8 protein-coding genes are annotated in these 11,979 nt (G+C 69.4%); 4 read left to right on the top strand and 4 right to left on the bottom strand.

Annotation, left to right across the window (positions count from 1 at the left end; all coding sequences use genetic code 11):
- The first annotated feature begins 45 nt into the window (after positions 1-45).
- The 4 genes from acs (at position 46) to ACLBYB_RS08615 (ending at position 6,107) form a co-directional block, all read left to right on the top strand.
- Positions 46-1,992: an acetate--CoA ligase gene (gene acs, locus ACLBYB_RS08630; RefSeq protein WP_447698499.1), complete on the top strand. Its 1,947-nt coding sequence runs from the start codon at positions 46-48 to the stop codon at positions 1,990-1,992.
- Positions 1,993-2,127: 135 nt separating this feature from the next.
- Complete coding sequence (locus tag ACLBYB_RS08625) at positions 2,128-2,499, top strand: DUF485 domain-containing protein (RefSeq protein WP_020092883.1); 372 nt, start codon at positions 2,128-2,130, stop codon at positions 2,497-2,499.
- Positions 2,496-4,178 carry a cation acetate symporter gene (locus ACLBYB_RS08620; RefSeq protein WP_447698498.1) on the top strand — a complete coding sequence of 561 codons (1,683 nt, stop codon included), beginning with the start codon at positions 2,496-2,498 and terminating at the stop codon, positions 4,176-4,178. The genes ACLBYB_RS08625 and ACLBYB_RS08620 overlap by 4 nt, the downstream gene beginning before the upstream one ends.
- Positions 4,179-4,472: 294 nt before the next feature.
- A complete protein-coding gene (locus tag ACLBYB_RS08615) occupies positions 4,473-6,107 on the top strand; it encodes an MFS transporter (protein WP_020092885.1) in 1,635 nt (544 codons plus the stop codon).
- A 600-nt stretch (positions 6,108-6,707) separates the two neighbouring features.
- On the opposite strand, the gene ACLBYB_RS08610 is transcribed toward ACLBYB_RS08615, so the two are convergent.
- From ACLBYB_RS08610 to ACLBYB_RS08595, 4 genes are all read right to left on the bottom strand, one after another.
- Complete coding sequence (locus ACLBYB_RS08610; protein WP_020092886.1) at positions 6,708-6,947, bottom strand: hypothetical protein; 240 nt, start codon at positions 6,945-6,947, stop codon at positions 6,708-6,710.
- A 397-nt stretch (positions 6,948-7,344) separates the two neighbouring features.
- Positions 7,345-8,943 carry a bifunctional phosphoribosylaminoimidazolecarboxamide formyltransferase/IMP cyclohydrolase gene (gene purH / locus ACLBYB_RS08605; protein WP_091925093.1) on the bottom strand — a complete coding sequence of 533 codons (1,599 nt, stop codon included), beginning with the start codon at positions 8,941-8,943 and terminating at the stop codon, positions 7,345-7,347.
- A gap of 96 nt (positions 8,944-9,039) precedes the next feature.
- Positions 9,040-10,788 carry a heparinase II/III family protein gene (locus tag ACLBYB_RS08600; RefSeq protein ID WP_447698497.1) on the bottom strand — a complete coding sequence of 583 codons (1,749 nt, stop codon included), beginning with the start codon at positions 10,786-10,788 and terminating at the stop codon, positions 9,040-9,042.
- A gap of 173 nt (positions 10,789-10,961) precedes the next feature.
- Positions 10,962-11,906, bottom strand: a complete 945-nt coding sequence (locus ACLBYB_RS08595; RefSeq protein WP_447698496.1) for a metal ABC transporter solute-binding protein, Zn/Mn family — start codon at positions 11,904-11,906, stop codon at positions 10,962-10,964.
- Positions 11,907-11,979: the final 73 nt, after the last annotated feature.

Below are 11,979 nucleotides of genomic sequence, written 5' to 3'. Positions count from 1 at the left end.
CGGAGACCGCGATACGATCGGGCGCCAAAACAGGGATGGGACGCCATGGTAGGCAAGGTGATCGAGGTTCAATCCGCGTGGCGCGAGGGTGCGCACGTGGACGATGCCAAGTACCGGGAGATGTACGCGGCTTCGGTCGCCGATCCCAACGCGTTCTGGGCCGAGCACGGCAAGCGCATCGACTGGATGAAGCCGTTCTCGACGGTGAAGAACACCAGCTTCGAGCCCGGCAAGGTCTCGATCAAGTGGTTCGAGGACGGCAAGACCAACGTCGCCCACAACTGTATCGATCGCCATCTCGAGACCCGCGGCGACCAGACCGCGATCATCTGGGAAGGCGACAACCCCGACGAATCCAAGCACATCACCTACCGCGAGCTGCACGCGCAGGTCTGCCGGATGGCCAACGTCCTGCGCAACCGCGGCGTCGGCAAGGGCGACCGCGTCACGCTCTACATGCCGATGGTCCCGGAAGCCGCCTACGCGATGCTCGCCTGCGCGCGGCTCGGGGCGATCCACGCCATCGTGTTCGGCGGCTTCTCGCCGGATTCCCTCGCCTCGCGCATCCAGGGCTGCGGCTCCAAGGTGGTGATCACCGCCGACGAGGGCCTGCGCGGCGGCCGCAAGGTGCCGCTGAAGGCCAATGTCGACGAGGCGATCAAGCGTCTCGGGACCGACCTCGTCGACCACGTGATCGTCGTGCGCCGCACCGGCGGCAGCGTCGCCATGGAGGCGGGCCGGGACGTCTACTACGACGAGGCCGCCGAGCAGGTGACGGACGAGTGCCCCGCCGTGGCGGTGGAGGCCGAGCACCCGCTCTTCATCCTCTACACCTCCGGCTCGACCGGGCAGCCGAAGGGCGTGGTGCACACCACCGGCGGTTACCTCGTCTACGCGTCGATGACGCACGAGTACGTCTTCGATTACCGCGAAGGCGACGTGTACTGGTGCACCGCCGATGTCGGCTGGGTCACGGGCCACAGCTACATCGTGTACGGGCCGCTCGCGAACGGCGCCACGACGCTGATGTTCGAGGGCATCCCGACCTACCCGTCGACCTCCCGGTTCTGGGAAGTGGTCGACAAGCACAAGGTCAACATCTTCTACACGGCGCCGACCGCGATCCGCTCGCTGATGGGCGGCGGCGAGGGACCGGTGAAGAAGACCTCGCGGCAATCGCTCCGCGTGCTGGGCTCCGTGGGCGAGCCGATCAACCCGGAAGCCTGGGAGTGGTACTACAACGTCGTCGGCGACCAGCGCTGCTCGATCGTCGACACGTGGTGGCAGACCGAGACCGGCGGCATCCTGATCACCCCGCTGCCGGGCGCCACCGCCCTGAAGCCGGGCTCGGCGACCCGGCCGTTCTTCGGCGTGAAGCCCGAGATGGTCGACGCCGAGGGCAAGGTCCTGGAGGGCCCCTGCGAGGGCAATCTCTGCATCTCCGATTCCTGGCCGGGCCAGATGCGCACGGTCTACGGCGACCATGAGCGCTTCGAGCAGACCTACTTCTCGACCTACCCGGGCAAGTACTTCACCGGCGACGGCGCCCGCCGCGACGCGGACGGCTACTACTGGATCACCGGCCGGGTCGACGACGTCATCAACGTCTCGGGCCACCGGATGGGCACCGCCGAGGTCGAGTCGTCCCTGGTCGCCCACCCGAAGGTGGCCGAGGCCGCGGTGGTGGGCTACCCGCACAACGTGAAGGGCCAGGGCATCTACGCCTACGTGACCCTGAACGACGGCGAGGAGGGCGACGACGCCCTGCGCAAGGAGCTCGTGACCTGGGTCCGCAAGGATATCGGGCCGATCGCCTCGCCGGACCTGATCCAGTTCGCGCCCGGCCTGCCCAAGACTCGCTCGGGCAAGATCATGCGCCGGATCCTGCGCAAGATCGCCGAGGACGATTTCAGCTCGCTCGGCGACACCTCGACGCTCGCCGAGCCGGCCGTCGTCGACGACCTGATCGAGAACCGGCAGAACCGGGGCTGATCGCACCCGTGCCGCCCCGGCGGCGCGGGTTCGGACCGGGGCGGGTGCCGGGGCGGCGCCCGCTCCCAACAAGAACCACGAGTCTCAACGCGAAGAACCGGGGGGCCAGAGCAGGCCCTCGCGGGAGGAACACCCATGAGCGGCACGACACTGAACACCCGAGGGCGCGCGGCGCCCCCGGGACCACGCCCACGCGAGACCGCCGCCGATCCGCAGGTCGAGCGGATCGCCCGGACACCCGAGTTCCAGCAGCTCGTTCACGAGCGCACCCGCTTCGCCTGGATCCTGACGATCCTGATGCTGGTCGTCTATTTCGGCTTCATCGGCCTGATCGCCTTCGACAAGTCGCTCCTCGCCGTGAAGGTCGGCGGCACCGCCTCCCTCGGCCTGTTCGCGGGCGTGTTCGTGATCCTGTTCGCCTTCGCGCTCACGGGGGTCTACGTCGCCCGGGCCAACACGCGCTTCGACGCGCTGAGCGAAGCCCTGAAGCGGAGCGTGGCCCGATGAACCGCCTCCTCCTCGGCCTGACGCTCGCCACGATCGTCGCGAGCGCCGCCTACGCGGCCGGCCCGGATCTCGGTGCCGTCGCGCAATCGGCCACGAACTGGCCGGCCATCCTGATGTTCCTGTTCTTCGTGTTGCTGACGCTCGGCATCACCTACCGGGCGGCCAAGGGCACCAAGTCGGCCGCCGACTTCTACGCGGCGGGCGGCGGCATCTCGGCCGGCACCAACTCGCTGGCGATCGCCGGCGACTACATGTCAGCGGCCTCGTTCCTCGGCATCTCCGGCCTCGTCTACACCTCGGGCTTCGACGGGCTGATCTACTCGACGGGCTTCCTGGTCGGCTGGCCGATCGTGCTGTTCCTGATCGCGGAGCGCCTGCGCAACCTCGGCAAGTTCACCTTCGCCGACGTGGCGAGCTTCCGCCTCGACCAGACCGCGATCCGCATCATCTCGGCGGTGGGCACCCTGGTGGTGGTGGCCTTCTACCTGATCGCCCAGATGGTCGGCGCGGGGAAGCTGATCCAGCTCCTGTTCGGCCTGCCCTACCTCTACGCGGTGATCATCGTCGGCGTCCTGATGATCGTCTACGTCGCCTTCGGCGGCATGAAGGCGACCACCTGGGTGCAGGTGATCAAGGCCTGCCTGCTGCTCGGCGGCGCGACCTTCATGGCCGGCGCGGTGCTGCTGAAGTACGGCTTCAACCCGGAATCGCTGTTCGCCAGCGCCGTTCAGGTCCACCCGAAGGGCGACGCCATCATGGCGCCGGGCGGTCTGGTGTCGAACCCGGTCGAGGCGATCTCGCTCGGCGTCGGCCTGATGTTCGGCACCGCCGGCCTGCCGCACATCCTCATGCGATTCTTCACGGTCTCGGACGCCCAGGCCGCCCGCAAGTCGGTGTTCTACGCCACCGGGCTGATCGGCTACTTCTACATCCTGACCTTCATCATCGGCTTCGGCGGCATCGCGCTGCTGATGTCGGACCCGGTCTACTTCAAGCTCGGTCCGGCCGGCGCCTTCGACAAGCTGAAGGACATGATCGGCGGCACCAACATGGTGGCGGTGAACCTCGCCAACGCGGTGGGCGGGCCGTACTTCCTCGGCTTCATCTCCGCGGTGGCCTTCGCGACGATCCTCGCGGTCGTCGCCGGGCTCACGCTCGCCGGGGCCTCGGCGATCAGCCACGACCTCTACGCCCAGGTGATCGCCCGCGGGCGCACCACCGAGAAGCACGAGGTCAACCTGTCGAAGATCTCGGCCGTGGTGATCGGGATCGTGGCGATCTACCTCGGCTACGTGTTCGAGAACCAGAACGTCGCCTTCATGGTCGGCCTCGCCTTCGCGGTGGCGGCGAGCTGCAACTTCCCGGTGCTGGCCATGTCGATCCTGTGGCGCGGCACCACCACCTGGGGCGCGCTTGCCGGCGGCCTCGTCGGCCTGCTCGCGGCGGTCATCATGGTGGTGCTGTCGAAGGCCGTGTGGGTGACCACGCTGGGCAATCCCGCCCCGCTCTTCCCCTACGACAACCCGGCGCTGTTCTCGATGCCGCTGGCCTTCGCGACGATCTGGGTCGTCTCCCTCGTGGACAAGTCCCGCCGGGCCCAGCGCGAGCGGGCCGCCTTCGAGGCGCAGTACGTGCGCTCCGAGACCGGCATCGGGGCGGCCGGCGCGCACGCGCACTGACGGCCTTCCGAAGCGTCGAACAGGCGAAGGGCGCGGCGCGAGCCGCGCCCTTCGTCGTTCCGGTGACAACTGCGTACGCGCCCATGTTGATGGGGGTCTTCACGATCGCTTTACCGGTTGACCGCTCCGATCGGTGCGATAACGCATAGGTGATCTGCGCCGTGCGCAGAACCGCCCGGGAATCGGGCCGGTGAGCGGGCGATCCGTGTCGCGGGCCGCCCAAATGCGTCTGGGAGGACCTGTTTCATGGCTGTGGCAACCGCGAGTGCGCGGACAGGGGACGCCGCGAGGCCGATGACGTCGGCCGAGAAGCGGGTGATCTTCGCGTCCTCGCTCGGCACCGTGTTCGAGTGGTACGATTTCTATCTCTACGGCTCTCTGGCGGCGATCATCGGCGCGCAATTCTTCTCGGCCTACCCGCCGGCCACGCGCGACATCTTCGCCCTGCTGGCCTTCGCGGCCGGCTTCATCGTCCGCCCGTTCGGCGCCCTCGTGTTCGGCCGTGTCGGCGACCTTGTCGGCCGCAAGTACACCTTCCTCGTCACGATCCTGATCATGGGTCTGTCGACCTTCATCGTCGGCATCCTGCCCAACGCGGCGACCATCGGCATCGCGGCCCCGATCATCCTGATCGTCCTGCGCCTCGCCCAGGGCCTCGCGCTCGGCGGCGAGTATGGCGGCGCGGCGACCTACGTGGCCGAGCACGCCCCCAACGGCCGGCGCGGCTTCTACACGAGCTGGATCCAGACGACCGCGACCCTGGGCCTGTTCCTGTCGCTGATGGTGATCCTGGCGACCCGGACCATCACCGGCGAGGCCGCCTTCGCCGAGTGGGGATGGCGCATCCCGTTCCTGGTCTCGGTGCTGCTGCTCGGCATCTCGGTCTGGATCCGTCTCCAGCTCTCCGAATCCCCGGCCTTCCAGAAGATGAAGGAGGAGGGCAAGACCTCGAAGGCGCCGCTCACGGAGGCGTTCGGCCAGTGGCGGAACGCGAAATTCGCGATCATCGCCCTGTTCGGGCTCGTCGCCGGCCAGGGCGTGGTCTGGTACACGGGCCAGTTCTACGCGCTGTTCTTCCTGCAATCGATCCTGAAGGTCGACGGCTACACGGCCAACCTGCTGATCGCGTGGTCGCTGCTCTTCGGCACCGGCTTCTTCGTGGTCTTCGGCTGGCTGTCCGACAAGATCGGTCGCAAGGTCATCATCCTGGCGGGCTGCGCGATCGCGGCGGCGACGTTCTTCCCGATCTTCAAGGGGATCACCTCGACGGCCAACCCGAAGCTCGAGGCGGCGATCGAGAACGTGAAGGTGACGGTGACGGCCGATCCGGCCGCCTGCGGAACCCTGTTCAACCCGGTCGGGACCCGGGTCTTCACCCAGCCCTGCGACCTCGCCCGCGACTTCCTGTCGAAGTCGTCGGTCCGCTACTCGACCGCCCCCGGCGCGGCCGGCCAGCCCACCACGATCCGGGTCAACGACACCGAGATCCCGTACCCGCAGGGCGGCAACGTCGAGGCCAACAAGGCCACGACCGCCGCGCTGCAGGCCGCGGGCTACCCGAAGGCCGGCGACCCCGAGATCGTCAAGATGTCGAACCCGTTCGACATCTTCCGGCCGCAGGTCGCGCAGGTGATCGGCCTGCTGTTCATCCTCGTGCTCTTCGTCACGATGGTCTACGGCCCGATCGCCGCCATGCTGGTGGAGCTGTTCCCGACCCGGATCCGCTACACCTCGATGTCGCTGCCCTACCATATCGGCAACGGCTGGTTCGGCGGCCTCCTGCCGGCGACCGCCTTCGCCATGGTGGCCCAGACCGGCGACATCTATTTCGGCCTCTGGTACCCGATCGTCATCGCGGTCGCGACGGTGATCATCGGCGTGTTCTTCGTGCCGGAGACCAAGGATCGCGACATCTTCGCCGACACCTGATCGGCGCGAGCCGACCGGACCGAGGTCCGGCGCGTGTCAAAGACGCCCAGGCAGCTCACGCTGCCTGGGCGTTCTCGTTCGTACGGCACGACGCGGCCATCCCGCTTGTGTCGAGCCTGCAACGCGGCGGCGAAATAGCGACCCGTGCGGTTCCTCACGGATTGCGTTTCGTCTGATCCTATACGGATGTGTCAAGTATCGAGGCCCGGCGGAAACAGGCCTCCGCCGACCGGATCCGGAGCGTCAATTGTCCTGGTCCAAACTTTTGATGTTGCGAGAGGCGACTTATTGCAACTGCAAGTAATCTGACCGGCGACCCTGAGCTCATCGAAGGCGCGCCCGTCACCCGAGCCTGGACAAGATTTAACCTGCCGACAATCGGCCCGGTGGAACCCGATGCGGTACGAGCCCGTATCGGCTTTCCCTCCGCACCGGGCCCCTGGGATATCGAACGTGAACACCGTCCTGACACTTCTGCGCAGTCAGCCCGGCACGAAGCCACCGCTTCTCCTTGTGATTACCTGGTCCCTCGTCGCCACTGGGCTCTGGATCCTGATCAACGGGTACGCCGGACGGCTGGTCTGGTGGTGGTGATGCGCCTCACCGCCCCCGATCGCTCTCGGGGTACCCGGTGAGATAGGCGCCGAGGAGATACCCTGCCTGATGCGCGGTGAGATATCCCAACACGATCAGGACGCGCAGCAGGTCGATCCCGTAGACCGACACGAAGATCGTCGTGGCGGTGAACAGGATTACCGACGAGGTCAGGGCGAGGATGATCACCGAGTAGGATCGGCCGAGAAGCCATCCCACGAGAAACAACAGCGCTGCGACCACCATCTCGTCACTCGACCCGGAGCTGTTCCAGGAAGTTCTCCACGCGAGCTTCCGGCGCATTTCTCCGCGATGATGGCGTGCGGCCGAGAAAATTTCAACCCGCGGCGCAGACACCGCGCCTATTCGATAAGTTTGGAATATTACACCCGTAATGTTGCACCAAAGATAGTTTTCCCGGACGCCGACCATTCATTGCCGAGCTTGGTCGGGCACCGCGTCTGTTCACGGCAATGCTGGGCGGGAGCGCCCGCTCGGCAAACAATCGACCCGGCCGATCCGATCGCGGCGTATCGTTAACGCGGCGCGGCGGCGCGACCGCGGGCGTTCCGGGGCGTCCGGACCGGTGCGGCCGCCCCCGAGGTGGCGCGCCGTCCCGGAGGGCGGGAGACGGCCCGCCGGCTCAGTGCCGGAAGTGGCGGTGCCCCGTCAGGACCATGGCGAGACCGGCCTCGTCGGCCGCCGCGACCACGTCCGCGTCGCGCATCGAGCCGCCGGGCTGGATCACCGCGGTGGCGCCCGCCTCGGCTGCCGCCATGAGGCCGTCCGCGAACGGGAAGAACGCGTCCGACGCCACCACCGAGCCGACAGCGAGGCTCTCGGCCAGCCCGAGACGCTTCGCCCCCTCGGCGGCCTTCCAGGCGGCGATGCGCGAGGAATCGACCCGGGACATCTGGCCCGCGCCGATGCCGACCGTGGCGCCGGCCTTCGCGTACACGATGGCGTTCGACTTCACGTGCTTGGCCACCCGGTAGGCGAACCGGAGATCGGCCAGCTCGGCCTCGCTCGGCGCGCGCTTGGTCACGACCGTGAGCGGCATGTCGTCGACGACCGCCGCGTCCCGGCTCTGGACCAGCAGCCCGCCCGCGAGGGTCCGCACGGTCTCCCCGCCGGCCCGCGGGTCGGGCACGCCGCCGGCCAGCAGCAGGCGCAGGTTCTTCTTGCCGGCCACGATGGCCGCCGCCTCGGGCGTGGCGTCGGGGGCGATGATCACCTCCGTGAAGATCTCGACGATCCGGCGGGCCGCCTCGGCGTCGAGGGTCCGGTTCAGGGCGACGATGCCGCCGAACGCGGAGGTCGGGTCGCAGCTCAGGGCGCGCTCGTAGGCCTCGAGCAGGCTCGCCCCCTCGGCGACGCCGCAGGGGTTGGCGTGCTTGATGATGGCCACGGCGGCGGTCCGGGCCGGGTCGAACTCGGCCACGCACTCGTAGGCGGCGTCCGTGTCGTTGAAGTTGTTGTAGGACAGCTCCTTGCCCTGGAGCTGGCGGGCGGTGGCCACGCCCGCCCGGACCTTACCGGGGGCGCGGTAGAAGGCGGCCGACTGGTGGGGGTTCTCGCCGTAGCGCAGTTCCTGGCCCAGGGAACCGCCGAAGGCCCGGAACCGGGCCGGCGCCTCGGCGCCGAAGCGGCCCGCCATCCAGTTGGCGATGGCGGCATCGTAGGACGCGGTGCGGGCGAAGGCCTTCTGCGCCAAGCTCCGGCGCAGATCCGCGCCGAGTGCGCCGTCCTGCGCCTCGAGGGCGGCGAGGACGCCGGCATAGTCCGACACGTCGGTGACGACGGCGACGTCCGCGTGGTTCTTGGCCGCCGCGCGGATCATCGCCGGGCCGCCAATATCGATGTTCTCGATGCAGTCGGCGTCGGACCGGTCGGCCGCGATGGTCGCCTCGAACGGGTAGAGGTTGACCACGAGGAGATCGATGGCGCCGATGCCGTGGGCGGCGAGCGCGGCCTGGTGCTCCGGGTTGTCGCGGATGGCGAGCAGGCCGCCGTGGACCGCTGGGTGCAGCGTCTTGACCCGGCCGTCCATCATCTCCGGGAACCCCGTCAGGTCGGCGACCTCGGTGACCGGCAGGCCGGCCTCCTGCAGGGTCCGGTGGGTGCCCCCGGTCGAGACCAGCGCGATGCCGCGGGCGTGGAGCGCCCGGGCGAAGTCGACGAGGCCGGTCTTGTCCGAGACCGAGAGGAGCGCGCGGGAGACCCGCACCTGATCGTGCGCCATAGCTTCGTGCCGAAAGTTCGAGATTTTCCGGCGCGGTAGCATGGAAACGGTGAGCCCGGCCAGCCGGCCCTGTCCGGAGACCTGTCCGGATACCCGTCAGGGCGCCACGCCGCGCAGGGGCGCGGAGGCCCGACGCTCGAAGCTCCACCGGACTTCCACATCGTCGGATACCCGCAGGTGGAGGACGATCTGGTCGGTCCGGCGCGGTCCGGTCAGGCCCGAGAAGTAGACGCTCTCCTCGATGGCGATCTCGGCGTTCTCGGCGCTGAACACCCAGACCTCCCCGAGCGCCGAGGCGAGTTCCAGCCCCTCCGGGACGCTGCGCACCGCGATGCCGGGATGCAGGTGGAAACGGATCACCACGTCCTGCGGGCGCAGCCGCCGCCCGCGGCTGAGCCCCTTGCCCTGGCGCAGGAAGGCGTCGCGGCCCTCCAGGCGCGCCGTCGCGTGGAAGAGCTGCCAGCGGCGCTCGTGCACGATGCCGAATTCGGGGGCGTAGCCGTTGTGCCGGGCCGCGAGGACGACGCTGTCGGCCTCCTCGGCCCGCTCGGCCGCCACCGCCGATGGACCGCTCAGGACCACGGGCCCGCGCCGACCGATCAGCCAGTCCGCCAGCAGCCGCTCGCCCCACCACCCGGTGCGGGTGAGGAACCGGCAGGATGAGGCGTGGGCCACCGAGGCCGTCGAATGGGCCGGCGTCGAGCGGGCGAGGAGGCGCAGATCCGCGCCGCTGGCCGGCAGGCCGCAATTGACCACGATGCGCTGCGGCCCGCTCGACATCTCGAAGGCGAGGCAGCCCGCACCGGCATTCACCGCGTAGGGCAGCGGCGGGCTGGCACCGACATCGGCCACGATCACCACCCGGCCGCCCTCCAGGCGCTCGTAGCCCGAGTTCGGCGCGTGCATCAGCGGGCGGGCGAGCGCGCCGTCATAGACCAGCAGGGTCGCGAGATGGTCCGCGTCCGTGGCGCCCATGCCGTTGAAGTGGCTCAGCGAGGCGTCCGGGTGGCGGAGCAGTCGCAGCAGCGGCAGCATCCGGTCGACCGCGCGCAGGAGCGCCAGCGGCGGCTCGACGCTGCGGCTCAGGTAGCTCTGCCGCAGCGGCAGGAGGTCGAGGAGCAGCTCCATGGCGTAGCGCGGGTCGCGGGAGCGGTGGCCGCCGTCGGTCAGGATCTGCCGGTCGAGCTCCCGCGTCAGGATGCGGGTCGCCCGGCGCAGGATCGGCTGGATGCCGTCGCAGCACAGGCCGGCGTAACAGAGCGCCACCGCGGCGTTCAGGCGCCATTGCGGCGGCACACCGCGCCGGAGGTCGCGCTCGAGCTGCTGGGCGTTGCGGCCGATCGCCTTGAGGAAGTTCTGGTAGAAGCCGTGGTCGGCCCCCTCCAGCACGAGGGGCGACTGGCACAGGAACGAGATCAGCCGGCGCGCCGCCACCGGCGTCTGGCGGGCGAGCGCCGCGTCGCCGCGGCCGGCGATGAAATCGGCCACGAAGGCGCGGGCATTGGCGCGGGCCAGCGCGGTGTCGGCGGCGCGCAGGTGGCGCAGCCAGCCGAAGCCGTAGAGCTCGTCGGCCCATTCCGGCGACGGTGCCGCGTAGTCGAAGGGCGAGCCGCCGCTCGCCGCGAGCGATCGGCCGGCGAAGACGAACAACCCGGCATAGATGTCGTCCGCGAAGGTCGCGTCGGAGGTGCGCAGGTCCTGCGGCGCGATCACCAGGCCGGCGACCCGCATCCGGGCGAGGATGTCGGGCGGGGCTGTGACGCTGGCGCCGGCGGCGCGGACCGCGCGCGCGGTCTCGCGCGCGACGAGCCGATAGAAGCGCCAGCGGTCAGGCCCCCAAGCCACGCGATCTCCGAGCTACGCGTTCTGAAGGCCCCAAGGCCTTGAGCCCTCGCGCACGAGGATCGGCTGGCACCCGTTTCGTAAGGCTAGTGGGGGCCTCTTAACCGGCGGTTTACGCTATGTCATGTCCGACGCCGTGAAGGCGAAGGATCGCGGCGGCGCGCCCTCCCGGCGGGCTAGCCCGGCATCAGCGCGGCGTCGAACGCCTTCAGGTTCGACCGCATCAGGTCGAGATACGTCGCGGCCGGGCCGTCCGGCGCCGAGAGCGCGTCGGAATAGACCTTGCCGCCGACGCGGGCGCCGCTCTCGCGTGCGATCTGCTGCATCTGGCGCGGGTCGCTGATGTTCTCGAGGAACACCGCCGGCACGCGCTCCTTCCGGATCTGGCGGATGATCGCGGCCACGTCCCGCGGGCTCGCCTCGCTGTCCGTCGACACGCCCTGCGGCGCGATGAAGCGCAGGCCGTAGGCCGCCGCGAAGTAGCCGAAGGCGTCGTGGGTCGTGATGATCCGCCGCCGCTCCGGGGGGATGCGAGCGATCGCCGCCCGGACGTCCCGCTCCAGCGCGTCGAGCTCGGCGAGGTAGGCGGCCGCCGCCGCCCGGTAGGCGTCGGCATGGGCCGGATCGACCTTGGCGAGGCCGTCCCGGATGTTCGCCACGTAGGTCCGCACGTTGGCGACGTCCTGCCAGGCATGCGGGTCCACGGCGTGGTCGCCGTGTCCGTGTCCGTGATCGCCGTCCTCGTGGGCGTGCTCGTCCTGCGCGGGGATCGGCTTCACGCCCGCGGAGGCCACCACCACGGGGGCGCGCGTGCCGGAGGCCCGGATCAGCCGGTCGAACCAGCCCTCCAGCCCGAGGCCGTTGACGAAGACGATGTCGGCTTCGGCGAGCTTGCGCGCGTCTGCCGGGGACGGGCTCAGGCCGTGCGCGTCGGAGTCCGGACCGACCAGCGTCGCCACCGTCACGTGCGATCCGCCGACCTGCCGGACGAGGTCGCCCAGGATCGAGAAGGTCGCCACCGCCCGCACCGGCCGCTCCTGCGGTGCGGCCGAGACCGGCCCCGCCGATCCGAACCACAGGGACAGGATCGCGAGCGCCGTGATCCGGAATGTTCTCGCCACGCGCCGCACCGCTCCACCTGCTGCAACCCCGTCGCGCCTGCCACTAATGTAACATTGTTACATACACAAGCGG

This window comes from Methylobacterium sp. D54C, from assembly GCF_053345595.1.
The sequence above is the reverse complement of the archived record's forward strand: the minus strand, read 5'-3'. Positions and strand labels throughout refer to the sequence as shown.

Excerpts from the sequence above, each read along its gene's own strand:
- acs (WP_447698499.1), top strand. The coding sequence starts at position 46 with ATGGTAGGCAAGGTGATCGAGGTTCAATCCGCGTGGCGCGAGGGTGCG.
- ACLBYB_RS08625 (WP_020092883.1), top strand. The coding sequence starts at position 2,128 with ATGAGCGGCACGACACTGAACACCCGAGGGCGCGCGGCGCCCCCGGGA.
- ACLBYB_RS08620 (WP_447698498.1), top strand. The coding sequence starts at position 2,496 with ATGAACCGCCTCCTCCTCGGCCTGACGCTCGCCACGATCGTCGCGAGC.
- ACLBYB_RS08615 (WP_020092885.1), top strand. The coding sequence starts at position 4,473 with ATGACGTCGGCCGAGAAGCGGGTGATCTTCGCGTCCTCGCTCGGCACC.
- ACLBYB_RS08610 (WP_020092886.1), bottom strand. The coding sequence starts at position 6,947 with ATGGTGGTCGCAGCGCTGTTGTTTCTCGTGGGATGGCTTCTCGGCCGA.
- purH (WP_091925093.1), bottom strand. The coding sequence starts at position 8,943 with ATGGCGCACGATCAGGTGCGGGTCTCCCGCGCGCTCCTCTCGGTCTCG.